At 71.2% G+C, this 25,108-nt stretch carries 23 protein-coding genes, 1 pseudogene and 3 riboswitches; of the genes and pseudogenes, 15 read left to right on the top strand and 9 right to left on the bottom strand.

Translation table 11 applies throughout. From position 1 onward, the window contains the following. Positions 1-86 precede the first annotated feature (86 nt). From AB0D53_RS31210 to AB0D53_RS31200, 3 genes and pseudogenes are all read right to left on the bottom strand, one after another. Positions 87-1,223 (bottom strand): bifunctional 2-methylcitrate synthase/citrate synthase, encoded by a 1,137-nt coding sequence (locus tag AB0D53_RS31210; RefSeq protein ID WP_362452451.1) that lies wholly within the window; start codon positions 1,221-1,223, stop codon positions 87-89. A gap of 49 nt (positions 1,224-1,272) precedes the next feature. Then, positions 1,273-2,181 carry a methylisocitrate lyase gene (gene prpB, locus AB0D53_RS31205; RefSeq protein WP_362452450.1) on the bottom strand — a complete coding sequence of 303 codons (909 nt, stop codon included), beginning with the start codon at positions 2,179-2,181 and terminating at the stop codon, positions 1,273-1,275. Further along, positions 2,181-3,688: pseudogene (locus tag AB0D53_RS31200) on the bottom strand (MmgE/PrpD family protein). The gene prpB and the pseudogene AB0D53_RS31200 overlap by 1 nt, the downstream one beginning before the upstream one ends. A 266-nt stretch (positions 3,689-3,954) precedes the next feature. Here AB0D53_RS31200 and AB0D53_RS31195 point away from each other — a divergent pair. After that, complete coding sequence (locus AB0D53_RS31195; protein WP_362452448.1) at positions 3,955-5,400, top strand: short-chain fatty acyl-CoA regulator family protein; 1,446 nt, start codon at positions 3,955-3,957, stop codon at positions 5,398-5,400. A 1-nt stretch (position 5,401) separates the two neighbouring features. On the opposite strand, the gene cobF is transcribed toward AB0D53_RS31195, so the two are convergent. Next, positions 5,402-6,178 carry a precorrin-6A synthase (deacetylating) gene (gene cobF / locus AB0D53_RS31190; RefSeq protein WP_362452447.1) on the bottom strand — a complete coding sequence of 259 codons (777 nt, stop codon included), beginning with the start codon at positions 6,176-6,178 and terminating at the stop codon, positions 5,402-5,404. A gap of 321 nt (positions 6,179-6,499) precedes the next feature. After that, positions 6,500-7,159, bottom strand: coding sequence for a deoxynucleoside kinase (locus tag AB0D53_RS31185; protein WP_362452446.1), 660 nt, complete (start codon positions 7,157-7,159; stop codon positions 6,500-6,502). A 295-nt stretch (positions 7,160-7,454) separates the two neighbouring features. Beyond that, positions 7,455-7,669: riboswitch (cobalamin riboswitch) on the bottom strand. Between the two features lie 577 nt (positions 7,670-8,246). After that, positions 8,247-8,432, top strand: a riboswitch (cobalamin riboswitch). Between the two features lie 192 nt (positions 8,433-8,624). On the opposite strand from AB0D53_RS31185, the gene AB0D53_RS31180 reads away from it, so the two are divergent. The 8 genes from AB0D53_RS31180 to AB0D53_RS31145 all read left to right on the top strand — a co-directional run bounded on the left by AB0D53_RS31180 (position 8,625) and on the right by AB0D53_RS31145 (position 16,962). Next, positions 8,625-10,124, top strand: a complete 1,500-nt coding sequence (locus tag AB0D53_RS31180) for a CoA-acylating methylmalonate-semialdehyde dehydrogenase (protein ID WP_362452445.1) — start codon at positions 8,625-8,627, stop codon at positions 10,122-10,124. 8 nt (positions 10,125-10,132) lie between these two features. Next, a complete protein-coding gene (locus AB0D53_RS31175; RefSeq protein WP_362452444.1) occupies positions 10,133-11,278 on the top strand; it encodes an acyl-CoA dehydrogenase family protein in 1,146 nt (381 codons plus the stop codon). After that, positions 11,275-12,360 (top strand): enoyl-CoA hydratase/isomerase family protein, encoded by a 1,086-nt coding sequence (locus AB0D53_RS31170; protein ID WP_362452443.1) that lies wholly within the window; start codon positions 11,275-11,277, stop codon positions 12,358-12,360. The genes AB0D53_RS31175 and AB0D53_RS31170 overlap by 4 nt, the downstream gene beginning before the upstream one ends. Further along, positions 12,357-13,271, top strand: coding sequence for a 3-hydroxyisobutyrate dehydrogenase (gene mmsB, locus AB0D53_RS31165; RefSeq protein WP_362452441.1), 915 nt, complete (start codon positions 12,357-12,359; stop codon positions 13,269-13,271). The genes AB0D53_RS31170 and mmsB overlap by 4 nt, the downstream gene beginning before the upstream one ends. Continuing rightward, a complete protein-coding gene (locus AB0D53_RS31160; protein WP_362452440.1) occupies positions 13,268-14,044 on the top strand; it encodes an enoyl-CoA hydratase in 777 nt (258 codons plus the stop codon). Before mmsB ends, AB0D53_RS31160 begins: the two co-directional genes overlap by 4 nt. Positions 14,045-14,953: 909 nt before the next feature. After that, positions 14,954-15,589, top strand: coding sequence for an ATP-dependent Clp protease proteolytic subunit (locus tag AB0D53_RS31155; RefSeq protein WP_362452581.1), 636 nt, complete (start codon positions 14,954-14,956; stop codon positions 15,587-15,589). Between the two features lie 8 nt (positions 15,590-15,597). Beyond that, on the top strand, positions 15,598-15,906 hold the full coding sequence (locus AB0D53_RS31150; RefSeq protein WP_362452439.1) for a hypothetical protein: 309 nt from the start codon (positions 15,598-15,600) through the stop codon (positions 15,904-15,906). A gap of 392 nt (positions 15,907-16,298) precedes the next feature. After that, positions 16,299-16,485: riboswitch (cyclic di-AMP (ydaO/yuaA leader) on the top strand. Between the two features lie 3 nt (positions 16,486-16,488). Next, positions 16,489-16,962 carry a C40 family peptidase gene (locus AB0D53_RS31145; RefSeq protein ID WP_362452438.1) on the top strand — a complete coding sequence of 158 codons (474 nt, stop codon included), beginning with the start codon at positions 16,489-16,491 and terminating at the stop codon, positions 16,960-16,962. A 139-nt stretch (positions 16,963-17,101) separates the two neighbouring features. On the opposite strand, the gene AB0D53_RS31140 is transcribed toward AB0D53_RS31145, so the two are convergent. After that, positions 17,102-17,533, bottom strand: a complete 432-nt coding sequence (locus AB0D53_RS31140; protein ID WP_362452437.1) for an ATP-binding protein — start codon at positions 17,531-17,533, stop codon at positions 17,102-17,104. Between the two features lie 204 nt (positions 17,534-17,737). Between AB0D53_RS31140 and AB0D53_RS31135 the strand changes: the two genes are divergently transcribed. Then, positions 17,738-18,598, top strand: a complete 861-nt coding sequence (locus tag AB0D53_RS31135) for a helix-turn-helix transcriptional regulator (protein ID WP_362452435.1) — start codon at positions 17,738-17,740, stop codon at positions 18,596-18,598. Positions 18,599-18,625: 27 nt separating this feature from the next. Then, positions 18,626-18,832, top strand: coding sequence for a DUF397 domain-containing protein (locus AB0D53_RS31130; protein WP_362452433.1), 207 nt, complete (start codon positions 18,626-18,628; stop codon positions 18,830-18,832). On the opposite strand, the gene AB0D53_RS31125 is transcribed toward AB0D53_RS31130, so the two are convergent. Beyond that, on the bottom strand, positions 18,825-19,967 hold the full coding sequence (locus AB0D53_RS31125) for an 8-amino-7-oxononanoate synthase (RefSeq protein WP_362452431.1): 1,143 nt from the start codon (positions 19,965-19,967) through the stop codon (positions 18,825-18,827). The two genes, AB0D53_RS31130 and AB0D53_RS31125, sit on opposite strands and share 8 nt — an antisense overlap. Positions 19,968-20,109: 142 nt before the next feature. Between AB0D53_RS31125 and bioB the strand changes: the two genes are divergently transcribed. From bioB to AB0D53_RS31105, 4 genes are all read left to right on the top strand, one after another. Beyond that, complete coding sequence (bioB, locus tag AB0D53_RS31120) at positions 20,110-21,276, top strand: biotin synthase BioB (RefSeq protein WP_362452429.1); 1,167 nt, start codon at positions 20,110-20,112, stop codon at positions 21,274-21,276. Next, complete coding sequence (locus AB0D53_RS31115; RefSeq protein WP_362452428.1) at positions 21,269-22,573, top strand: adenosylmethionine--8-amino-7-oxononanoate transaminase; 1,305 nt, start codon at positions 21,269-21,271, stop codon at positions 22,571-22,573. The genes bioB and AB0D53_RS31115 overlap by 8 nt, the downstream gene beginning before the upstream one ends. A 1-nt stretch (position 22,574) precedes the next feature. Next, the gene (gene bioD, locus AB0D53_RS31110) at positions 22,575-23,264 is read left to right on the top strand and encodes a dethiobiotin synthase (RefSeq protein WP_362452426.1); all 690 of its coding nucleotides are present in this window, start codon (positions 22,575-22,577) and stop codon (positions 23,262-23,264) included. Between the two features lie 76 nt (positions 23,265-23,340). Continuing rightward, positions 23,341-24,018, top strand: a complete 678-nt coding sequence (locus AB0D53_RS31105; protein WP_362452425.1) for a methyltransferase domain-containing protein — start codon at positions 23,341-23,343, stop codon at positions 24,016-24,018. 31 nt (positions 24,019-24,049) lie between these two features. On the opposite strand, the gene AB0D53_RS31100 is transcribed toward AB0D53_RS31105, so the two are convergent. Together AB0D53_RS31100 and AB0D53_RS31095 are read right to left on the bottom strand one after the other, a co-directional pair. After that, positions 24,050-24,421 carry a fic family toxin-antitoxin system, toxin component gene (locus tag AB0D53_RS31100; RefSeq protein WP_093551070.1) on the bottom strand — a complete coding sequence of 124 codons (372 nt, stop codon included), beginning with the start codon at positions 24,419-24,421 and terminating at the stop codon, positions 24,050-24,052. Beyond that, positions 24,418-24,645: an antitoxin gene (locus tag AB0D53_RS31095; protein WP_329820831.1), complete on the bottom strand. Its 228-nt coding sequence runs from the start codon at positions 24,643-24,645 to the stop codon at positions 24,418-24,420. Before AB0D53_RS31095 ends, AB0D53_RS31100 begins: the two co-directional genes overlap by 4 nt. Between the last annotated feature and the right edge of the window lie 463 nt (positions 24,646-25,108).

The following is a 25,108-nucleotide window of genomic DNA, read 5'->3' as shown; positions in this document are numbered from 1 at the left end:
CCACCGAATCGGGCGGGGAGCCACCGCGGGGACGGCCGAGCGCCCGGCGTCCGGCCGGGTCGGCCCCCCGCCGTGAGCCGGGCGGGTCAGTCAGCGGCCGGCACCCCCCGCTGGTCCGGTCCCGCGTACGAGGCGAGGGGCCGGATCAGTGCGTTGTGGGCGAGCTGCTCGGTGATGTGGGCCGTCCAGCCGGTGATCCTGCTCATCACGAAGATCGGGGTGAACGCGGGGATGTCGAAGCCCATCAGGTGGTAGGCCAGTCCGGCGGGGTAGTCCAGGTTCGGGTGGATGTCCTTGCGCTGGAGCATGGCGTGACGCAGCGCGGCATGCACCGTCGCGAGCCGGGTGACCTCGGGATCGGCGGCACGGGCGACGAGTGCGTCGAGAGCCTCCTGCATGAGGGGCACCCGCGAGTCGCCGTGCTTGTAGACCCGGTGTCCGAAGCCCATGATCTTGCGCTTCCCGGCCAGGGCGCGGTCCAGCCACTCCTCGGCGCGCGACGGGTCGTCGATCTCTCCCAGCATGTGCATCACGGCCTCGTTGGCCCCGCCGTGCAGCGGGCCCTTGAGGGCGCCGATGGCGGCGGTGACCGCGCTGTACAGGTCGGAGAGCGTCGAGGTGACCACCCGGGCGGTGAACGTGGAGGCGTTGAAGCTGTGTTCGGCGTACAGCACGAGGGAGATCTCGAAGCAGCGGACGACCTCCGGGGCGGGCACGACACCGAAGCACATGTGGAAGAAGTTCTCGGCGTAGCCGAGTTCGGGGTCGGGCTGGATCGGGGCGAGCCCCTTCCGCCGCCGCTGGTCGGCTGCCACCACCGTCGGCAGCTTCGCCAGCAGGTTGAGGGACTTGGCGCGGTGGCCGGCCACGCTGTCGTCGTCCTCCGTGGGGTCCTCCGCACCGAAGAAGCTGACCGCGGTGCGCAGGACGTCCATGGGGTGGCAGGTGAGCGGCAGCGTGGCCAGCAGCTCGGACGTGGTTCGGTCCAGGGGCCTCAGGGCGCGTTCCCTCGCCCGGAAGTCGCGCAGTTGGAGGATGTCGGGGAGCTCGCCGTGCCAGATCAGGTGGGCGACCTCCTCGAAGGAGCGGCGGGCGGCCAGGTCCTGGACGGGGTAGCCGCGGTAGGTGAGGGAGTTGGTCTCCTGGATGACGGTGGAGATCTCGGTGGTGTCGACGACGACACCGGCGAGTCCTCGGTGGATCTCGGGGGCGGTGGCGGACATGGGTCTCCGGTGGGGTCGGGCGCAGAGCGGGGTTGCGCTCCGGGCGGGGTCAGGAGCCGGGCGGGAGGGTGAAGTCGAAGACGGCGGAGTCGAAGGCCGTGTACTCCTCGTAGCCGAGGAGTTCGTAGAGCCGTGAACGGGTCTGCATCCGGGGCAGGAGGGACTTCTGGGTGCCCTCCGCGGCGATGGTGCGCAGTCCGTCCTCGACCGCTCCCATGGCGATCCGCAGCAGGGTGACCGGATACAGGGCGATGTTGTAGCCGAGGTTCTCCAGGGTCCGGGTGTCCAGGAGCGGGGTCTTGCCGAACTCCGTGAGGTTGGCGAGGAGCGGCACGTCGACCGCCTTGCGAAAGGCCTCGTACTCGGAGACGTCGGCGAGGGCTTCGGGGAAGATCGCGTCCGCGCCGGCGTCGATGTACGCCTTGGCGCGGTCGATCGCCGCGGCGAGTCCCTCGACCGCGCGGGCGTCGGTACGGGCCATGAGGAGGAAGTCGGGGTCGCGCCGGGCGTCGACGGCGCCTCGGAGCCGTTTGGCCATCTCGTCGCGGGTGACGAGCGTCTTGCCGTCGAGGTGGCCGCAGCGCTTGGGGTTGACCTGGTCCTCCAGGTGGAGGCCGGCCAGGCCCGCGTCCTCCAGGAGCTGCACGGTGCGGGCGGCGTTCATGGCCTCGCCGAAGCCGGTGTCGGCGTCGATGAGGACCGGCAGATCCGTGACCCGGGTGGTCTGCTGGGCCCGGGCCGCGATCTCCACGGACGTGGTCAGGCCGATGTCGGGGAGTCCGAGGTCGGCGGCGAGCACGGCGCCGGAGAGGTACGTGGCGTCGAAGCCGGTGTCCTGGACAAGGCGGGCCGAAAGGGGGTTGATCGCGCCGGGCATGCGCAGGAGTCGGCCCGAGGCGAGCTGTTCCCGGAAGGCTCGGCGCCGCTGCGCGGGGGTGGTGCGGGTGTGCAGCAGCATCAGAACAGGCCCTTCGGGAGCTGCGCGTCGAAGGCGGTGACAGCCGCGGTGTCGACGGCCGGGAAGAGCCCTCCGAGGTCGGTGGCGGACAGGCCGACGAGGTTCTCCGCGGTCTTCAGGAAGGTGTCCTGTGCGCCGGGGGTGACGATGCCGTCGGCGAGGGTGCGGAACTTGCCCGCGTAGGCGGGCCGGTCGAACGGGCGGGCGCCGGCCGGGTGGGCGTCCGCGACGCCGAGTTCATCCTCGACGACGGTGCCGTCCTCCAGGGTGATCACCAGACGTCCGCCGAAGGCCCGGCGCTCCGGGTCGGGGTCGTGGTAACGGCGGGTCCACTCGGGGTCTTCGGCCGTGCTGATCTTCTGCCAGAGCGCCACGGTGCCGGGTCGGCCGGCCCGCTCGGGGGTGTAGGACCGCTCGTGGTGCCAGCCGCCGTCCTCCAGGGCGACGGCGAGGATGTAGGGGATCGAGTGGTCGAGGGTCTCGCGGGTGGCGGTGGGGTCGTACTTCTGCGGGTCGTTGGCGCCCGAGCCGATGACGTGGTGGGTGTGGTGGCTCGTGTGGAGCACGACCGTGCGCACCCGGTCGAGGGGGCCGGTCTTCTCGCGCACGCGCCGGGCGAGATCGATGAGGGCCTGGGCCTGGTACTCGGCGGAATGCTCCTTGGTGTACGTGTCGAGAATGGCCCGGCGGGCCTCGGCGGGCTCGGGGAGCAGCACCCGGTAGTCGGACTCGGAGCCGTCGAGCATCCACGCGAGGAAGCCGTCCTCGCCTTCGTAGATCGGGGACGGGGAGGTCTCGCCGCGCATCGCGCGGTCGACTGCCTCGATGGCGGCCTTGCCGGCGAAGGCGGGGGCGTACGCCTTCCAGCTGGAAATCTCGCCCTTGCGGGACTGACGGGTCGCCGTCGTGGTGTGGACGGCCTGTTGGACCGCCTGGTGGACGGTCCCGGTCGGCAGCCGGAGCATCGCACCGAGCCCGCAGGCCGTGGCGGCGCTGAGGTGGGCGACGTGGTCGATGCGGTGGGCGTGCAGGCAGATGCCCTTGACCAGGGCCACGTGGATCTCGTAAGCGGCGATGATCCCGCGCGTCAGGTCGGCGCCGCTCCGCCCGGTGTGCTGGGCGACGGCGAGGAGCGGCGGGATGTTGTCGCCGGGGTGGGAGTAGTCGGCGGCGAGGTAGGTGTCGTGGAAGTCCAGCTCGCGGACGGCCGTGCCGTTCGCCCAGGCGGCCCACTCCGGTGACACCCGGGTCTCGCTGCCGAAGACCGAGGCGCCGGCCGGGCGGGGCCGTGGGCGAGGGCCTGTTCCCGCGCGACGGCGACCGGGCGGCGCAGCAGGGAGGCCACGGCCACCGAGGCGTTGTCGACGACCCGGTTGACCGCCATGGCGACGCTGTCGTCGTCCAGTTCCTCGGTGGCCGTGGCGACGGCGGCCAGCTTCCAGGCGAGCTGCTCCTCGGCGGCGAGCCGGTCGGCGCTGGGGTGGACTCGGACATGGTGCTCGATCACGGGACTCCTCGCGGGGCGAAGGTTCTGGTCGGAGGGCTTTCCGTGACGAGCCTGCCCGCGGGAGGTGGGCGGCACCACCGGCGGAAGCTGTGGAATCCGTACGCTTCGGAGCTGCGAATCGGCGAATCTTGCGAATCCGGCGAATGGTATTTTCGCAAGGAGGCTCCCGGCCCGCTCGGAGGCCGACCCATCCGTGCCGTCGGGCGCGGGAACGGAGGCCCCGCCGTCCCCGCGGCGCCGACCGCCCTTCGACGAGGAGCTGCGCCATGCCACGTCGGCCGGCCGAGCGGAAGGTCTACGCGCACGCCAAGCTGCGCCGGCTGCGCCGCGAACACGGCATGAACCAGGTGGACATGGCCCGCGCGCTGGGCATCTCCACCAGTTACGCCAACCAGATCGAGCAGAGCCAGCGGCCGCTCACCGCGGCGGTGCTGCTGCGGATCGCCGAGGTGTTCGGCGTCGACGCGGCCTACTTCTCCGAGCTGGCCGAGGACCGGCTCGCCACCGATCTGCGGGCGGCACTCGCCGACGAGGCCACCGGTGCGGAGCCGCCGCCGGAGGAGGAGATCGCCGAGGCCGCGCGCAGCCACCCCGAGGTGGTGCGCGCCCTGGTCACCCTGCACCGCCGGTACCGCGACGCGGCCGAGCAGGCGGCGGCGCTCGCCACGGCGGAGTCGGGCACCAGTCCGCTGCCGCCCGGCGAACCCCACGACCAGGTGCGCGACTTCTTCTACGCCCACCACAACCACTTCGAGCCGCTGGACACCGCGGCGGAGCAGCTCGCGGAGGAGCTCCGGCTCCAGCCCGGCCGTGCCGCCGACGCGCTCGCCGCCCGGCTGGCCGGCCGGCACGGGATCACGGTGGTGCAGGCCGCCCCGGAGCGACTCGCGGACGTGCGCCGCTACGACCCGGAGCGCCGGCTGCTGTTCCTCTCGCCGTGGCTCACCGACGGCCGGCGCGCCTTCCAGCTGGCCACCCAGCTCGCCCTGCTCGAACAGAGGCCGCTGCTCGACGCCCTGGCAGCCGCGGCCGGCGAGCTGACCTCCGCCGAGTCGACCGCCCTCGCCCGCATCGGGCTCGCGAACTACTTCGCCGGCGCGGTGCTACTGCCGTACGGGATGTTCCACCGCGCGGCCGAGGACGTCCGCTACGACATCGAGCTGCTCTCCGCCCGCTTCGGCCTCGGGTTCGAGACCGTCTGCCACCGGCTCAGCACGCTCCAGCGGACCGGACGGCGCGGCGTGCCCTTCTCGTTCCTCCGTGTCGACCGCGCCGGCAACATCTCCAAGCGCCAGTCCGCGACGGACTTCCACTTCTCGCGGCTCGGCGGCACATGCCCGCTGTGGACCGTGTACGAGGCCTTCTCGGCACCGGGCCGGATACTGCGTCAGGTGGCCGAGATGCCCGACGGCAAGCGCTCCTTCTGGGTCGCCCGGACCGTGACGCGGGGCGGCTTCGGCCATCACGCGCACCGTGCCGAGTTCGCCGTCGCGCTCGGCTGCGAGCTGCGGCACGCGGGCCGGCTGGTCTACGCCGAGGGCGTGTCCCTGGACGATCCGCGGGCGGCGACACCGATCGGACTCGGCTGCCGGATCTGCGAACGCCGGGACTGTGCCCAGCGGGCCCGGCCGCCGGCGGGCGGCCGGCTGGCCGTGGACCCGGACCGGGCCACGCCGGTGCCCTACCCGGTCGACACGGCCCAACGCCGGTAAGTCAGTCGACGATGCGCAGCAGATAGGTGTCCATGATCCAGCCGTGCCGGGCACGGGCCTCGGCGCGGAGGCTCTTGATCCGGGCGGCGACGTCCCGGAGCAGGCCGGAGACCAGAAGTTCGTCGGGCGTGCCCAGGTAGGCGCCCCAGTAGATCCGGACGTCCTCCCCGCTGACGCGGTCGAAGGACTCGTGGGCGTCGAGCATGACGACGATGTCGCCGTCGTCGGCCTGGCCGACCTCCGGCAGCCTGCGGGCCGGCGTGATGTGCAGGGGACGCCCGATCCGGGTGAGCGAGACGCGATGGCGGGCCGCGAGAAGGGAAACGCTGCTGATCCCCGGGATCACGTCCACGGAGAAGGCGACCTCTCCCCGTCGCTCGATGGTTTCCAGGATCGCGAGGGTGCTGTCGTACAGGGCGGGATCGCCCCAGACCAGGAAGGCGCCGGTCTCGCCAGGAGCCAGTTCCGTGGTGATCAATCGCTCGAAGACGTCGGCGCGCCGTGCCCGCCAGTCGTCGACCGCTTCCGTGTACGCCGCCCGGCCCGCCGGGCTCCGGTCACGCCAGGGGTCGTCCGTCTCGATCACACGGTAGGGGCCGTCGGCGTGTTCGGCGAGCATTTCGCGCCGCAGATCGGTGAGGGAGGACTTCTCGGGGCCCTTGCCCAGGACGAAGAAGACGTCTGTACGGCGGATCGCCTTCACGGCCGCCAAGGTCAGGTGGTCGGGATCACCGGCTCCGATGCCGATGACGAGGAGGTGACGCGTCGGGGGGTTCATGGTCTGAGGGTTCCCGGCTCCAGAGGTCGGATGGGCAAGGCGACGCACGGGGTCGCCGCAGGGGCGAGTGTAGAGGGGGCAGGAGCCCTCGGCGGGCGTCCTGCCCAGGTGCTGCGCGCCCCAGCCGCAGCGCGATCGTGTCGCCGAGGGCAATGGCCTTCTCGCCGGCCGGATGTCTCCTCCTCCGACCGCGACGCCATGCGCTCGTCCTCCCGATACCGGCCCGATGTCCGCGGGCGGACGCGCGCATGGACGCCGGGCCCGGTCGGACGTGGCCGGTGCCGCCGCCCGCTGGGACCGAGCCTCGCGTGCCTCCGCCGGTCAGACAGCGCCGGACGTGGCGAGGGCGTCCCTGACCTGCTGCGCCACGCGCGCCGCGTCCTCCTGGTTGTTCACCACGTCGGTGCGGTTCATGTCGATGACGAGGACGTCGCTCGCCGAGTAGTGCTGGTGCACCCAGTCGTCGTAGCCGGACCACAGTGTCCGGTAGTACTCGACGAGGCTCTCGTCCTGCTCGAATTCGCGCCCGCGCAGCCCGATTCGGTGCAGCACGGTCTCGAAGTCGGCCTTGAGGTAGACCATGAGGTCGGGTGCCTTGCGGTACGGCAGGCCGTCGATCTCGCGCATCATCTCGTCGAGCAGCCCCTCGTACAGCCGCATCTCGAGAGAGCTGATCCGGCCCAGGTCGTGATTGACCTTGGCGAAGTACCAGTCCTCGTATATGGACCGGTCGAGGACGTTGTCGTTCTTCCGGTACGCCTCCTTGATCGAGGCGAACCTCGTCCGGAGGAAGTACAGCTGGAGGAGGAACGGGTAGCGCTTCGCCTCGATCTCCTCGGGGCTCGCGGAGTAGAAGAGCGGCAGGATCGGGTTGTCGTCCACGCTCTCGTAGAAGACCTCGCTGCCCAGCTCCTTGGCGATCAGTTCGGCGACGCTCGTCTTGCCGATTCCGATCATGCCTCCGACACAGATCACTGCCATTCCTCGCTTCTCTCCTGCCACGCCGCACAAAGCGGGCGCACCAGCCGCCCACACCGGCCGGCCACTTGCTCGCTGACACAGCTTCCAGGTACTGGAGCTGTCCGCCGGGACGCGAGAGAGGAACTCCGCATGCCGGTCTCCCCCTGTCGTCGTGCCCGGTGCTTCGAGGCAGGCCGGTGGAAGGCGACGCGGCATGGGCCGACGGCACGATGCCGGACGGGTACGGCCCTCCGCCGGGACGTCGCGCACCTGCCGCGCGGCCCTCCCCCTGGACCTCGAAGCGGCGCCCACGCTCGTCGGCGGGCGCACCAGTGGCAGGTCTTCGGACTCGCGGGCACGCCTCTTCCGGAGGCTCCTATGGCCGTCGCTTACCGGGAGCCCAGGCGCCCGGTGCCTCTGACGGCGGTCGTTCCCGCTCACCGCTGCGGGGCAGCCCCGGTCTTTCACCGGGTTCCCTCTTGCCTCGCCGAGCGCGGGAGCGCCCGGCGAACCACCAGCGCCCCTCACACTACATCTGGGAGCGCCTTGTTCTTGCCATCCCAGATGTAGTGGATGGGCCACGACGTCAGCTGCTCCAGCCACGCCTGTGCCCCAGAGCACCGAGTCTCCGGACACGGGGACCTGTAGACAGGTGCCCCGCTCAGCCCGACCCGTGAGGCTTCCGCCACGGTCACCGGCTCCCCCACCGCCACTCCGTGCAGCACGTGCGCGAGCACCTCGGCACCCCGGACGCCCCTCGGTCCCGGCCGGTTGAAGTACGCGGGACCGTCCAGGACCCACACATCCCCGGCGCGTACCGCCGGCAGGTCTTCCCAGCCGCGCAGCCTCGGGAGGAGCCGGCATGTCCGGCTCCGCCGACCGCGTCGGAGATCTCCCGGCTGCCGAGCTCGTCCGCGTCGAATTCGGCGCGGGTCACGACAGGCACGGAGGCGAGCACGGTGGGGGGCTAGTCGCATTCGTGGGTGCGTCCGACCAGGTCGGCGACGAGTCCGGGGTCCGCCACGATGTCCGTGGCCGCCGGAAGCAGGGAGACGATGCGCATGCTCCGACTCTAGGCGCGCTGGCGGCACCCTGGACTTACTAGGACGTCCAACTATATGTTCGTGGCACAAGGTCCGCGGTGCAGGGAAGCCGGTGCAAGTCCGGCACGGTCCCGCCACTGTGACCGGGGAGTGTGCTGCCATCCACACGCCACTGACGAGGTCTGTCGGGAAGGCGGGCGGCGCGCGGGGATCCGGGAGTCAGGATACCGGCCGCGGGTTGTTCCGTGTTGTCCACGAGGATGGAGCAGACACGCATGGCACCGGTCCGTACCCACGACCCTGGTGATCCGGCGGAGCGCGCGCACACAGTTTCCGCACGCTCGTAGTTCTCACGGCTTCCCGCAGCGGCACGCCCCCATCCGGGTGTCGCTCGCCGGTCCGCCGTGCCATCCCCGGATCCAACCTGACGAGAGCAGGCACCCATGGTCCGTGAACTCACCCATTTCATCGGCGGAAAGCACATCCCCGGCGCGTCCGGGCTCTTCGCCGACGTGTACGACCCGAACACCGGCACCGTCCAGGCCCGCGTGCCTCTGGCCGGACGGGCCGACACCGAGGCCGCCATCGCCAACGCCGAGGAAGCACAGGCGGAATGGGGCCAGTGGAACCCGCAGCGCCGGGCCCGCGTGCTGCTGCGCTTCCTCCAGCTCGTCGAGGGCGAGCGTGAGAATCTGGCCCGGATGCTGTCGGCGGAGCACGGCAAGACCGTCGCCGACGCTCACGGCGACCTTCAACGGGGCTTGGAGGTGGTCGAGTTCGCCGCCGGGATCCCGCACCTCCTCAAGGGCGAGTTCACCGACAACGCCGGCACCGGCATCGACGTGCACTCGCTGCGCTCACCGTTGGGCGTGGTCGCGGGCATCACCCCGTTCAACTTCCCCGCGATGATCCCGCTCTGGCAGGCCGCACCCGCTCTCGCCTGCGGAAACGCATTCGTCCTCAAGCCGTCCGAGCGCGACCCGTCCGTACCGCTGCGGCTCGCGGAGCTCTTCCTGGAGGCCGGGCTGCCGCCGGGCGTACTGAACGTCGTCAACGGCGGCAAGGAGGCCGTCGACACGCTGCTCCAGGACCCGCGGGTCCAGGCAGTGGGCTTCGTCGGCTCCACCCCGGTCGCCGCGCACATCTACGCCACCGCCGCCGCGCACGGCAAGCGCGCCCAGTGCTTCGGCGGCGCCAAGAACCACCTGATCGTGATGCCCGACGCCGACCTCGATCAGGCCGTCGACGCCCTGATCGGTGCCGGTTACGGCTCGGCGGGCGAGCGCTGCATGGCCATCTCCGTCGCCGTGCCCGTCGGCGAGGAAACGGCCGACCGTCTCGTCGCCGCTCTCAAGGACCGGATCTCGGCCCTGCGGATCGGCCGGTCCGACGACCCCGCGGCCGACTTCGGACCACTGGTCAGCCGCGACGCCCTGGACCGAGTCCGTCGGTACGTCGACATCGGCATCGACGAGGGAGCCGAACTCGTCGTGGACGGGCGCGGTTTCACCCTGCCAGGGCACGAGAACGGTTTCTTCGCCGGAGCGTCCCTGTTCGACCGTGTGGATCCCTCGATGCGTATCCACCGCGAGGAGATCTTCGGGCCCGTCCTCTCGGTGGTCCGGGCGGCCGACTTCGAGGAGGCGCTGCGCCTGCCCAGCGAACACGCCTTCGGGAACGGCGTCGCCGTCTTCACGCGCGACGGTGACACGGCGCGCGAGTTCACCCGCCGGGTGAACACCGGCATGGTCGGCGTCAACGTGCCCATTCCGGTGCCCGTCGCCTACCACACCTTCGGCGGCTGGAAGCGCTCCGGCTTCGGCGACCTGAACCAGCACGGCCCGGACTCGATCCGCTTCCACACCCGTACCAAGACCGTCACTTCGCGCTGGCCCTCCGGGGTCAAGGAGGGCGCGAACTTCACGATCCCGACGATGGGGTGAGCGCCGCCATGACCACCGCCCTCACCGAGGAGCAGCGCGCCCTCGCCGAGGTCACTCTCGACTTCGCCCAGGAGCAGCTGGCCCCGCACGCCGTCACGTGGGACCAGGACAAGCACTTCCCCATCGACGTCATCCGGCGGGCCGCCTCGCTCGGCCTCGCCGGTGTGTACGTCGACGAGGCATACGGCGGCTGCGGCCTCGGCCGCGCCGACGGCGTCCTCGTCTTCGATACCCTCGCCACCGGCTGTCCCTCCATCGCCGGATACCTGTCCATCCACAACATGGTCGCCTGGATGATCGACCGGTACGGCGACGAGGCGCAGCGGGACCGCTGGCTGCCGGGCCTCTGCTCCGCCGCGACCCTGGGCAGCTACTGCCTGACCGAACCCGGCGCGGGTTCGGACGCCGCCGCCCTGCGTACCCGCGCCGAACGGCACGGCGACCAGTACGTGTTGAGCGGCGTCAAACAGTTCATCTCCGGCGCCGGCGCCTCCGGCCTCTACCTGGTCATGGCACGGACGGGCGAGCCCGGCCCGGGCGGGATCTCCGCCTTCGTCGTCGAGCGGGAGGACCCGGGCGTCTCCTTCGGCCCCGACGAACGGAAGATGGGCTGGAACGCCCAGCCCACCCGCCAGGTGATCCTGGACGGCGTCCGCGTCCCCGCCGACCGGCGGCTCGGCGCCGAGGGCGACGGCTTCCGCATCGCCATGAACGGCCTCAACGGCGGCCGCCTCGGCATCGCCGCCTGCTCGCTCGGCGGTGCGCAGAGCGCCCTCGACCGCAGCCTGGCCCACCTTGCGGACCGCGAGGCCTTCGGCGCCCGGCTGCTGGACGCCCAGGCCCTGCAGTTCCGTCTCGCCGACATGGCCACGGAACTCGCCGCCGCCCGCGCCCTGGTCCGGCAGGCCGCTGAAGCCCTGGACGCGGGCGATCCGCTGGCCCCGCGCCTGTGCGCGATGGCCAAGCGGTTCGCCACCGACACCGGCTACGCCGTCGCCGACGCGGCCCTCCAACTGCACGGCGGCTACGGCTACCTCAGCGAGTACGGCATCGAGAAGATCGTCCGCGACCTACGGGTCCACCAGATCCTGGAAGGCACCAACGAGGTCATGCGCGTGATCGTCGCGCGTGGACTGACGGAGAACCTGCGATGACCAACGAAGCACCGGCCGACCACGACCACGTCCTGACCCGCACCGAGGGTCACGCTGCATACATCACCCTCAACCGTCCCAAGTCACTCAACGCCCTCAGTCGTCCCATGGTCCTCCGCATCGAGGAGGCGCTCTCCGCCTGGGCCGACGACCCCGCGGTCGCGAGGGTGGTCATCGAAGGCGCCGGCGAACGCGGTCTGTGCGCGGGCGGCGACATCCGCGCGATCCACGAGGACGCCCGTACCGGCGGCACCGCCACCGCGGACTTCTGGCGCGACGAGTACCGTCTCAACGCGCTGATCGCCCGCTACCCCAAGCCCTATGTCGCCCTCATGGACGGCATCGTGATGGGCGGCGGCGTCGGCGTCTCCGCCCACGGCAGCGTCCGTATCGTCACCGAACGCTCCAGGATCGCCATGCCCGAGACCGGCATCGGCTTCGTCCCCGATGTCGGCGGCACCTACCTCCTCGCCCTGGCCCCCGGCGAACTCGGCACCCATCTGGCGCTCACGGGGGCACCCGTCGGTGCCGCCGACGCCCTGGTGTGCGGGCTCGCGGACCACTTCGTGCCCGCGTCGGCCCTGCCGGCGCTGACCCGGGAACTCGCCGTCGACTCCGTACACGCAGTGATGGAACGGCATGTGGCGGAGCCTCCGGCCGGAAGGCTCTCCGCCGCCCGCGAGTGGATCGACTCCTGCTACGCCGCCGACACCGCCGAGGAGATCGTGGCGCGGCTCCTCGCATCGGGCGTACCCGCCGCGAAGGACACCGCGGACACCCTGCTCTCCAAGTCCCCCACCGCGGTCAAGGTGACCCTGGCCGCCCTGCGCCGGGCCCGCCGTCTCGGGCCGCTGGAACGGGTGCTGGAGCAGGAGTACCGCGTCTCGTGCGCCGCTCTCGACTCACCCGACCTCGTCGAGGGCATCCGTGCCCAGGTCGTCGACAAGGACCGTGCTCCGCGCTGGTCCCCGTCCGCGCTGGCGGACGTCACCCGCGCGGACGTGGACCGCTTCTTCGCCCCGCTCGGCGCGAACGAGCTCCGGCTCGCCGCGACCGGTTCGTCTCAGGAGGTCGTCTGGTGAACAGCACCGTCGCATTCATCGGCCTCGGCCACATGGGCGGACCGATGGCCGCCAACCTCGTCAGGGCCGGGCACCGCGTCCTCGGCTTCGACCTCGTACCGGACCTCCTCGCGTCCGCCGCGACCGCCGGCGTGGAGCCGTCGGCCTCCGCCGCGGAGGCCGCCGCGGAGGCCGACGTCGTGATCACCATGCTCCCGGCCGGGCGCCACGTCCTCGCCCTCTACCGCGAGCAGGGCCTGCTCGCGGCCGCCCGTCCCGGCACCTTGTTCGTCGACTGCTCCACCATCGACGTCGCCGACGCCCGGACCGTCCACGAGGCCGCCACGGCCGCCGGGCACCGCGCTCTCGACGCCCCGGTGTCCGGCGGGGTGGTGGGCGCCGAGGCTGCCACGCTCACCTTCATGGCGGGCGGCGGGGCCCCGGAGTTCACGGACGCCGAACCGCTCCTCCGTGCCATGGGGAAGAAGGCCGTGCACTGCGGCCTGCCCGGCGCCGGGCAGGCCGCGAAGATCTGCAACAACATGATCCTCGCCGTCTCGATGATCGGCGTCAGCGAGGCATTCGTCCTCGCCGAGAGCCTGGGACTCGACCACCAGGCCCTCTACGACGTCGCTTCCACCGCCTCCGGACAGTGCTGGGCCCTCACCGTCAACTGCCCCGTCCCGGGCCCGGTCCCGACCAGCCCCGCCAACCGCGAATACCGCCCAGGATTCGCCGCCCCCCTGATGGCCAAGGACCTCGGCCTCGCCGCCAACGCGCTGCACGCCGGCGGTGTGGAGGCACCGCTCGGCCTCAAGGCCGCGGAGATGTACGCGGACTTCGCCGAGGGCGAGGGCGCGGCCCTGGACTTCTCGGCGATCGTCCGCACCCTCCGGACCACCGGACCGAACCCGAACGGAAGCCCCGCATGAGCGACTACGAGACCATCCTGCTGGAACGCAAGGGGCGGGTGGCCGTCGTCACCCTCAACCGACCCGAAGCGCTGAACGCCCTCGACCTCCAGGTCATGACCGAGGTGGTGGCAGTCACTGAAGACCTCGACCGGGACCCGGGCGTCGGCTGCATCGTCCTCACCGGATCGGCGAAGGCCTTCGCGGCCGGGGCAGACATCAAGGAGATGCGCCCGCAGAGTTACATGGACATGTACCTCTCCGACTGGTTCACCGCGTGGGACCGCCTCGGCCAGGTCCGTACCCCCACCCTGGCCGCCGTCTCCGGCTACGCCCTGGGCGGAGGCTGCGAACTGGCCATGCTCTGCGACATCCTGCTCGCCGCGGACACGGCGAAGTTCGGGCAGCCCGAGATCAGACTCGGGGTGATCCCCGGCATCGGCGGCTCCCAGCGCCTCACCCGCGCCGTCGGCAAGGCCAAGGCCATGGAACTGTGCCTCACCGGCCGCACCATGGACGCCACCGAGGCCGAACGCGCCGGCCTGGTCTCCCGGATCGTCGCCGCCGACGAGCTGCTCGCCGAGGCCCTCGCCGTCGCGACCACCGTCGCCGAGATGTCCAAGCCCGTCGCCATGATGGCGAAGGAAGCCGTGAACCGGGCCTTCGAGACCACCCTCACCGAAGGCGTCCGCTTCGAACGCCGCCTTTTCCACGCGGTGTTCGCCACCGCCGACCAGAAGGAGGGCATGTCCGCCTTCGTGGAGAAGCGGCCGCCGCACTTCACCCACGGGTAGCCTCACGGCCTCCGTCTCGGGAACGACCGGCCGGTCGTTCCCGAGACGGAGGCCAAGCGGCTCGGTCCGAGGCACAGCGGCCGACCCGCGTACCGCTCGGCGCGAGCGACTCTTTCGAGCAATCCGCGCGTGAGAGTGTCGTGCGACGTCGGCGCCCCCCTCCCCCGGGATCCGGGCCCCGCGCCCTCAGCCGCCGAGTGTGGACCCGCGCCACTGGCGCGTTCGGTCAGCGGCCACGGCCTGACCGCCACACGCGCTCTCAGCCAGACTTCCGGCCGCTCGACTCGCATCGTCACCGCATCCTCGCCACGGGTGCTTGACAGCAAAGAGCCGGAGCGGAACGGCGCCGGTGCCGCATGCGTCACGACGTCGTAGCCCGTTGCGCGACGAAGCCTCGCCGGAACGCGCCGGCAGGGCGTCGTCGTCCCACACGCTCTCTCACTGATCCATGACGGGAGCATGACCGTGCGGGCCTGACCGGACAGAAGGCCTCCCCGGCAGGAGGAATCGCGGCCGAGGACCTGGATGAACCGACGAAGAAACACGTCGAGCCCGTGGCCGCCCGGCTCCTTGTCGGCGCCCGCAGGCGTGGAGGCCGAGCCTGCACAGGACTTCGCCCCTCGGCGGCCCAAGACCTCGACCGGCCGCTCACGACCCGTCACCTGCGTGAGGCCGCGTACTCCTTGCAGCGGAAGCTGGAGCTGCGAAAGGTCCGGCTCCACGACGCCTGCCACCCGTGCCTCACGTCTCTTGCCGTCAACGGCGTGCCGGACGCCTTCCTCGCCGCATGGGCCGGGCAAGCCAACACCAAGCTTCTGTACGTCCTGTACATTTCTCACGGAAGTCGGCACGACCCCGTGAAGGGACCACGCAGAGCCGCACGGTCCCCGGAGGAGAGGCATCGCCATGCTGTTCCGTCCCACCGCCCGTCATGTACTGCCCGAGTTCACCGAGCGCACGACCAACGGGACCCGCACCCTCGACCCGTACTCCAAGCTGCTGTCCGAACGGATCGTCTTCCTCGGCACCCCGGTCGACGACGCGGCGGCAGGTGATCTGATCGCACAGTTGATGTACCTGGAGCACGACGCCCCGGACCGCCCCGTTTCGCTCTACATCAACTCCCCCGGCGGCTCGTTCGGGGCCATGTCGGCGATCTACGACACGATGCAGTACCTCACGTGCGAGGTGGAGACCTACTGCCTCGGCCAGGCCGGTTCCTGCGCCTCCGCGCTGCTCGCCGCGGGCGCTCCCGGCCGACGGCACGCACTGCCCGGTGCGAGGGTCGTCGTGCGGCAGCCCGAGCTCGCCGAACCGATGCGGGGCCAGCCGTCCGACCTGGAGATCGAGGCCCAGGAGCTGGAACGGGTCCGCGCGATGCTCACGACGCTGTTGACCCGTCACACGGGCCGCGACGCCGCACAGATCACCGAGGACATCGAGCGCGACCTCATCCTCGACGCGGCGGGCGCCAAGGCGTACGGGCTGGTGGACCACGTCCTGGAGAGCCGGAAGTCCTCATCCCCTCCGCACGGCACGAGGTGAATCCGCCGATGCGGCCACCGGAGTTCCCACCGCTTCCCGCACTGACGCGCGCCGAGGGGGAGTTCATCGACCGCTACCTCGAAGTCCTCGACCAGGTCGGGCGGATCAACCCGGCCCGCGGCAGCGACACCTACGGCGCCCTTCGCGCCGCTCAGGCTCTGGTATCGCACGCGGGCGCGCTACGGGACGCGCTCGCGTCGATGCACGAGCGCGGGGAGGCGCAGATCCACGCCACGACGCTCGCCCGGGCGCTGCGGGTACTGGACGGGGAGCGTCGGGCCGGGCGCGTCACCGTACCCCCCGCACCGCCGAGTTGACCGGTTTCCGCGCTCCGCGTGCTCGCCGGGGCCGGGCCAACTCCCCCTGCCCCGGCGTCCGGCACCCGGTGGCCGTCACCCAACTCCCGTACCCGACACGCCCGACGGTCCAATCGAAATTCCTCGCTCGTTCGGCGTAGGAAGCCCCCCTCACGGGGGACTGCTCAACTTGCGTTTTCCGAGTGGCCCGTGATCGGAATCCAGCCTTCCGCCCCTGGTACGACACCGGTCGGATTCACCGCCGGAGCCTCGAAAAGCACCATGCCCACCCGAACGGATCAGTCGTGAGGAGCCTCACATATCCCTGTTTCGGCTCGGAAATCCGGCAGTCCGTGAGTCAAGATCCCTGGGACGACAAGCCCCCGCCACCGCGGCGGGGCGGTCCGGGCGGACGCCGAGTCCTGCCGCCGCCCGGATGACTGGTCGACAGAAGTGGATCGGCAGGAGTGGAGGACCCGAGCACAACGGGTCGGCCTGAACACCGGTCGACCCTCGGGGTGAAGCCGCCGCAAGCGGCCGGGCAACTTCGCCAGCCCGAACCCGACAGGTCATCCTTCACAGGCGGCTGACGAAGGGTTGCGCATGACTGCGCAGGTTCATGTCCCGTCTTTGCTCGTCCGGGCCGGAACGGCCTCGGTTCTGACTCTCGCCGCTGTCGGCACCACCATGTTCGCCCCGGGCGCCGCGACGGACGCCCAGGCGGCGACCCTGTCGATGAAGGCGCTCAACATCGCGGCCTCGAAGAAGGGATCGCCGTACAGGTGGGGGGCCACCGGCCCCAACCGCTTCGACTGCTCGGGGCTGACGTTCTACTCGTTCAAGAAGGTGGGCAAGAAGCTCCCCCGCACGGCCCAGCAGCAGTACAACAGGACCCGCCACATCTCGGCCTCGCACAGGCAACGCGGCGACCTGGTCTTCTTCCACTACGGCCGCAGCGTCTACCACGTGGGCATCTACGCCGGGAAGGGAAAGATCTGGCATTCGCCGAGGACCGGCTCGGTGGTCCGGCTGGAGAAGATCTGGACCAGGAGCGTCTACTACGGCCGGGTCCGCTGAGACGGGTCCTGCCCGGCGGACCGGGGCCGCGTCCCCGGCCGTGCTCCGCCGGGCAGGGCCGGGGCGCCGCGGGTCCGGGGGCGGGGCCGGAGTGGAAGCCGGGCGCCCGCGGGGACGGACGGTCACCGCGACACGTCGGTCAGCTCTGCACCGGGACGCTCCAGGGAAGCGCGATCCACACCGTCTTGCCGCCGTCGGCGGTGGGACTGACGGTGAGCCGTCCCCCGCACTCCTTGGCCAGGGTCCTGATGATCACCATGCCGCGCCCGTTGTCCTGCTGAACGGCGGCGGGCAGCCGCCTGGGCCAGCGGGGATGACTGTCCGTCACTCCCAGATAGAGCTGCTCCTCCCGCTCCAGCCGGAGGTCCACGGTGAAGGTGGGCGACTGCCCGAAGGTGTGCTGGACGGCGTTGGTCGCGAGCTCCGAGACGATGAGCCGGACGCTGTCGGTGAAATCGGTGTCGGCGACCGGACCCCATTCGCCGAGCACCCGGTCCACGTACCTGCGGGCCGCCGAGACCGAGACCGGCTCGCTCGGCAGAGTGACGCTTGCTTCCTGATGGTCTGCCATGGCGAGCCGTCCCTTTCCCACCCGGACGGACCCGCGATCGGTCCGGGTTGCGCTTCGCACCAGATTGCCATTGATGCTGCCCCCTGTAACGGCGATCCACCAAGATATGCATATATCTGTCGCTCAATGCGGTGAACCCTGCCACACAAGACCGTATGCGGGCGGCACACTGTCCGCTCGGCAGAAGAGGGAGGGAGGCCGCGGATGCAGCACGGCCCTGCGGTTCGACGCCGCAAGCTCGGGGAGGAGCTCCGGGGTCTGCGCCACGCGTCGGGACTGACCAGTCGGGACGCGGCGCGGATACTCGGCTGGCACCAGTCGAAGGTGAGCCGGATCGAGACCGGAGCGAGCGGGGTGCGGCCGGCCGACGTGACCCGGCTGCTGGACACGTACGGCGTGGACGACGCCCGGTTGCGTGACCTGTTGGCCACGCTGGCGGGCTCGGCGGGCGGTGGCGGCACCGGGTGGTGGCACGCCTATCGCGGCCTGATCCCGCCCCAGTACCGCGACTTCATCAGCCTGGAGTCCCAGGCACGGACCGCGCGCACGCTGGAGACCTCGGTGGTGCCGGGGCTGCTGCAGACCGCCGACTACGCGCGTGCGGTGACCCGGGCATCGCTGGACGGGCTGCCCGCGGGCCAGTTGGACTCGCTGGTGGAGGTACGGCTGGCCCGGCAGGGCGTACTGCGGACCGATCCGCCGCTGCGGCTGAGTGCGGTGCTCGACGAGGCGGTGCTGCGGCGCGAGGTCGGCGGGTGCCGGGTGATGCGGGAGCAGCTGCGCCATTTGACCCGGGTGGCTCAACTGCCCCATGTGCAACTTCAGTTGCTGCCGTTCTCGATGGGCGGCTACGCCGGCCTCACCGGGCCTTTCGTTATCTTCTCATTTCCGAACACTTCTGATCTGGATGTGGTCGTTCTCGACCATTTGACGAGTAGCCTCTATCTGGAGCGGAAAGAAGACCTTGAGGCGTACAGCTCGGCCTTCCGCACGATGCAGGCACACGCGCTGTCGCCGGAGCACTCGTTGGACCTCATCGCCGCGATCGACCGCGGCGGTCGGTGAACCCCGGAGCGCCCGAGGGAGGCCCTCATGTCGGATCGCCTCGCACAGCACGACTTACGGTGGCGGCGCAGCAGCCGCAGCACGGGCATGAACAACTGTGTGGAGGCCGCACCGTTCGGTGACGGGCGGCTGGCGGTGCGGGACTCCAAGGATGTGTCCAGGCCCCCGCTGTGGTTCTCCGCGGCGGCCTGGACCTCGTTCGTCGGCGGTCTCCACCGGGTTCCGGTCAGCTGACGGGAGCGGTCCGCCGAACGACCGACACGGCGGTGGCGATCTGCTCCTCGGTCAGGTCGGCCCGCGCCGTCAGCCTCAGCCGGGACACCCCGTCGGGCACCGACGGGGGCCGGAAGCACCCGACCGCGATTCCGGCAGTGCGGCAGTCGGCCGCCCAGCGCACCGCGGCGTCGGCCGAGGGGGCACGCACCGAGACCACGGCCGCGTCGGGCCGCACGGCGGTCAGACCGGCCGCGGTCAGCCGCTCGTACAGCGCGGCGGCGACCGCGCGGGCCCGGCCGGCCCGTTCCGGTTCACGACGCAGCAGCCGCAGGCTCGCCAGTGCGGCGCCCGCCGCGGCCGGCGCCAGTCCGGTGTCGAAGATGAATGTACGGGCCGTGTTGACGAGGTGTTCGATGACCCGGGCGGGGCCCAGGACCGCTCCGCCCTGGCTGCCCAGGGACTTGGAGAGGGTGAGCGTGGTCACGGTTCCGTCTCCGCCCGCGAGGCCGGCGGCGGCGAGTGCGCCCCGGCCGCCCTCCCCCAGCACGCCCAGGCCGTGTGCGTCGTCGACGAGCAGCGCGGCGCCCTCCGTACGGCAGACCTCGGCCAGCCGGGACAGCGGTGCGGCGTCGCCGTCGACCGAGAAGACCGAGTCGGTGACGGCCAGCGCCCGCCCCTCGTGCGACCGCAGGGCCTTGCGTACAGCGTCGGGATCGGCGTGCGGGACGACGGCGGTCGCGGCGCGCGAGAGCCGGCAACCGTCCACGATCGAGGCGTGGTTGCCCGCATCGGAGACGATCAGCGAGCCATGGCCGGTCAGCGCGGTGACCGCCGCGAGGTTGGCCGCGTAGCCGGACGACAGCACCAGCGCCGCCTCGAAACCACAGAATTCGGCCAGCTCGTTCTCGAGTTCGGCATGCAGCGTGGTGGAACCGGTGACGAGTCGCGATCCGGTCGCGCCCGCGCCCCAGTCGCGCGCGGCCCCGGCCGCGGCGGCGGTGATGTCGGGGTGCCGGGTCAGCCCCAGGTAGTCGTTGCTCGCGAGGTCCAGCAGTACGGGAGCGGCGGGCCGGGGGCGCAGAGTACGGACGAGTCCGGCGTCGGCGCGGCGGCGCGCCTCCTCGTCGATCCAGTCGAACGGGTCCAAGGACATGAGCGGTCCCTTTTGTAGGCAGCTCACAGACCCTAACCGTGGGCGCAGCCGGGCATGGTGTGGCAATACACACACCCTTGCCGGGCTCTGTTGTCCGGTTCCTCCTTGGCTGCGGGCCGTGCCGTAGGCCAGGATCTTCGCCATGGACCTCCTGAACACGCTGGTGGACAAGGGGCTGCGGCGCGAGCTGCCGACCCGCGAAGAAGCCCTCGCCGTACTGGCGACCTCCGACGACGATCTGCTCGAAGTGGTGGCCGCGGCCGGAAAGGTGCGCCGTCAGTGGTTCGGGCGGCGCGTGAAACTGAACTATCTGGTCAACCTCAAGTCCGGTCTCTGCCCGGAGGACTGCTCGTACTGCTCGCAGCGGCTCGGCTCCAAGGCCGAGATCCTCAAGTACACCTGGCTGAAACCCGACGAGGCCTCGAAGGCCGCCGCCGCCGGGGTGGCGGGCGGGGCCAAGCGGGTCTGTCTGGTGGCGAGCGGCCGCGGTCCGACGGACCGTGATGTCGACCGGGTGTCGGAGACCATCGAGGCGATCAAGGAGCAGAACGAGGGCGTCGAGGTGTGCGCCTGCCTCGGTCTGCTCTCCGACGGGCAGGCCGACCGGCTGCGCTCGGCGGGCGCCGACGCGTACAACCACAACCTCAACACGTCCGAGGGGACGTACGGGGACATCACCACCACCCACACCTACGCGGACCGGGTGGAGACCGTGCACCAGGCACAGGCCGCCGGGCTCTCGGCGTGTTCCGGACTGATCGCCGGGATGGGCGAGAGCAACGCCGACCTGGTCGATGTCGTCTTCTCGCTGCGCGAACTGGACCCGGACTCGGTGCCGGTGAACTTCCTGATCCCGTTCGAGGGAACTCCGCTGGCCAAGGAGTGGAACCTCACCCCGCAGCGCTGTCTGCGGATTCTGGCGATGGTCCGGTTCGTCTGCCCGGACGTGGAGGTACGGCTCGCGGGCGGGCGCGAGGTCCATCTGCGCTCGATGCAGCCGCTGGCCCTGCACCTGGTCAACTCGATCTTCCTGGGCGATTACCTCACCAGCGAGGGGCAGGCGGGCCAGGCGGACCTGGACATGATCGCGGACGCCGGTTTCGAGGTGGAGGGGGCGGGAACGACGACACTGCCCGCGCACCGGTCGCAGCCGGGTGGTGGATGCGGTTCGCACGACGGCGGGTGTGCCCCCTGTGGTGACGTGCCCGGGGAGGCCGCGCCCGATGCCCAGGAGGTGCCGGCCGCGCGCACGGATCTGGTGGCGGTCCGCCGTCGCGGCGCGGGAACGGATCTCGCCCCCAATGCCTGAGGTCCTCTCCCCCGCCGAGCTGCGGTCCCTGGACCGGGCCCACGTCTGGCATCCGTACGGCCCGATGCCGGGGCGCCAGGAGCCGCTGGTCGTGGAGTCCGCGTCCGGGGTGCGGCTGAAGCTGGCCGAACCGGCCCACGGGCAGAGCGAGTTGGTCGACGGCATGTCGTCCTGGTGGTCGGCGGTGCACGGCTACAACCATCCGGTGCTCAACGCGGCGGCCCGGGGTCAGCTGGACCGGATGAGCCATGTGATGTTCGGCGGGCTCACCCATGAACCCGCCGTCCGGCTCGCCACCCGGCTGGTCGAGATCACCCCCGAGCCGCTGCGGCATGTCTTCCTCTCCGACTCGGGGTCGGTCTCCGTCGAGGTCGCCGTGAAGATGTGTCTGCAGTACTGGCGCTCGGCCGGGCGGCCGGCCAAGCAGCGGCTGCTGACCTGGCGCGGCGGCTATCACGGCGACACCTGGCAGCCGATGTCGGTGTGCGACCCCGAGGGCGGTATGCACGAGCTCTGGTCGGGTGTCCTGCCCCGCCAGGTCTTCGCGGACGAGCCCCCGGCCGGTTTCGACGCCGAACCGGATGCCGCGTACGTCCGGCACCTGCGGGAGCTGGTCGCGGAGCACGCCGACCGGCTGGCCGCGGTGATCGTGGAGCCGGTGGTGCAGGGCGCGGGCGGGATGCGGTTCCACTCCCCCGAGTATCTGCGGGTGCTGCGCGAGGCGTGCGACGAGCACGATGTGCTGCTGGTCTTCGACGAGATCGCCACGGGTTTCGGCCGTACGGGGGAGCTGTTCGCCGCCGGGCACGCCGGGGTCTCGCCCGATGTCATGTGCGTGGGCAAGGCACTGACCGGCGGCTATCTGACGATGGCGGCGACACTGTGCACCTCCCGGGTGGCGGAGGGCATCTCGCGCGGCGAGGTGCCGGTGCTCGCGCACGGGCCGACGTTCATGGGCAATCCGCTCGCCGCCGCGGTGGCGTGCGCCTCCGTCGATCTGCTGCTCGGCCAGGACTGGCAGCAGGAGGTGAAGCGGATCGGCACCGGACTGCGGGAGGGGCTCGCCCCGGCGTCGGAACTGCCCGGGGTGCGGGATGTACGGGTACTGGGTGCGATCGGCGTCGTACAGCTCGATCACGAGGTGGACATGGCGGCCGCGACCCGGGCCGCGGTGCGGGAAGGAGTGTGGCTGCGGCCGTTCCGCGATCTCGTCTACACGATGCCGCCCTACGTGACGGGTGACGAGGACGTGACACGGATCTGCCGCGCAGTGTGCGCGGCCGCGCGAGAGGGATGAGATGACGGTTCTGGTAGTGACGGGGACGGGCACGGAGATCGGCAAGACCGTCGTGACGGCGGCCGTGGCGGCGGCGTGCCCGGACCGCCGTGTCGCGGTGCTGAAGCCCGCGCAGACGGGGCTGGCCCCCGGCGAGCCGGGAGATGCCGCCGAAGTGGCACGGCTGGCGGGCGGCCATGTCACCGCGGTCGAACTGGCCCGGTTCCCCGAACCGTTGGCACCGGCCACCGCGGCCCGCAGGTCCGGGCTCCCGCCGGTGCGGCCGTACGAGATCGCCGAAGCGGCCCGGAAGCTGGCGACCGAGCACGATCTGGTGCTGATCGAGGGCGCGGGCGGGCTGCTCGTACGGTTCGACGACGAGGGCTCGACCCTTGCCGACGCCGCGCGGCTGCTGGCCGCTCCGGTACTGGTGGTGACGCCCCCCGGTCTGGGCACGCTCAACACCACCGCGCTGACCTCCGAGGCGCTGCGGAACCGGGAGCTGGAGTGCCTCGGTGTGGTGGTGGGCAGCATGCCCGCCGAACCGGATCTCGCGGCGCGCTGCAATCTGGCGGACCTTCCCGTGGTGGCGGGCGCCCCGCTGCTGGGGGCGGTGCCGGCCGGTGCGGGGGCCCTGGAGCCGGCCGACTTCCGTGCGCGTTCCCGGAGTTGGCTCGCGGCGGAACTGGGCGGGAATCGGCCTGCGTCCTGAGCGTCTGAGCCGCTCAGGACGGGGGAGAATCCAAGTAGCGTGCTTTCTGCCCGAGCGCCCGGTCGAGGAGGTCGTCATGCGTCTGCGCAGCACGAGAATCCCCGAGGACGCCGTGCACCATCCCGTCTTCGCCCGGTTCTACGCCCGGATGAGCGTGGCCGCGGAGACCAAGGCGGGTCTGGGCGCGGTGCGCTCGGAGCTGCTGGCCGGCCTGTCCGGCCGGGTCATCGAGATCGGTGCGGGCAATGGCCTGAACTTCGCGCACTACCCGCCCGCGGTGTCGGAGGTGGTGGCCATCGAACCCGAGCGCAGCCTGCGGCAGTTGGCGGTGCGGTCGGCGCTGCGGGCGGGAATCCCGGTGGATGTGGTGCCGGCCGCAGCAGAGGCGCTGCCGGTGAAGAGCGAGGCGTTCGACGGGGCCGTCGCCTCGCTGGTGCTGTGCACCGTACGGAATGTGGAGCGGTCGCTCGCGGAGCTCGTGCGGGTGCTGCGGCCCGGCGGTGAGCTGCGCTTCTTCGAGCATGTACGGGCCGACGACCGGGCCATGGCCATGACGCAGCGGGCGCTGGACCGTACGGTCTGGCCGCTGGTGACGGGCGGATGCCATACATCGCGCGACACCCTGGCCGCCATCGAGCGGGCCGGGTTCGTGGTGGAGACCTACCGCAGGGTACGGATGCCGGAGTGGGGCGTCCGGCTGCCCACTTCGGCCTGCGTGCTGGGAGTGGCGCGGCGCCCTGCCGTGCTGGACTGAGGCATCGGCCCGCCGCCGCGCGGCGGGACCGTCACAGACTCCACTGGCGGAGTTCGTCGGCGATGGCCCGGACGTCCGCCTTGCCCTCCTTCACCAGTCTGGCCAGGTCGCGCACCTGCTCGGGCGAGGTGATGACCTTGAGGCCGGAGGCGACGAGGTATCCGTACGCGACGGCCGAGGAGAACATCGCGTTGGAGTGTTCGAGCGCGGGGACGTGGAGCAGCAGCTGGAGAAGGGCAGCGGCCCGGGAGTGGGGGTCGCTGTACACGGGGCTGCCGAAGATCTCGGCCTCATGCCGGGCCACCGCGGCCACGAGCGCGCCCCAGTCGACGACCTGCGGATCGCCGGGGGTCTTGTGCTCGGCCACCATGAGCAGCCAGGAAAGGTCGATCTGCAGGTTCAACGCGTGCCTTTGCGCTCCGGGCCGAACTCCTCGGCGAACACCGACTCGTACTGCTTCATGAAGTCGGCCGCGGCCTCGACGAAGGTGTGTCCGACCTCGCCCGCATCCTGCCGTACGAGCTCTTCTATGTACCGGTTCACGCTCATCCCCCTCTGCAGCGCGCGTTGCCGCGCGGCCTCGGCGGTGGACTCGTCCACTCTCACGTTCAGCTGTGTCTTGGGCACACCAACACGCTAGCGCGCGTGCGCTAGCACCGGCAAGAGATGGCCGCCGGTGCCCCGTACACGGGTCCAGGCCCGCAGACCGCCACACGCGGACCCCGGCCGCGGCCTCGCAAAGGACCTCGAAAGGGCGCCGAAATGACCGCGTGGATGTGATGCCACCCATAGGGGCCACGTCACATCCTAGGGCGGGTAGTAGACACGAACCCCGCCCGAACAGTACATAACCAGCCCAGAACGGTTCATTCCGGACATTGCTCCGTATTGGGGTAGTACGTCACATCATTGACCCCCGCCACGGCCGCCGCTAACCATGGCTGTCATCACGGGGAACCACGACCGGCCCGGACGCACAACACCGGACCCGCTCGCCCCGTCCCGCACCACACAGGGGCCCCGCCCCGCACCGCCGCCGCCGACACCGGACGGCACCCCCACACCCCACAGGAGCAACTCCCGCATGACC

The sequence above is a fragment of the Streptomyces sp. NPDC048295 genome, from assembly GCF_040652135.1.
In the GTDB taxonomy this organism is placed as follows: domain Bacteria; phylum Actinomycetota; class Actinomycetes; order Streptomycetales; family Streptomycetaceae; genus Streptomyces.
The sequence above is the reverse complement of the archived record's forward strand: the minus strand, read 5'-3'. Positions and strand labels throughout refer to the sequence as shown.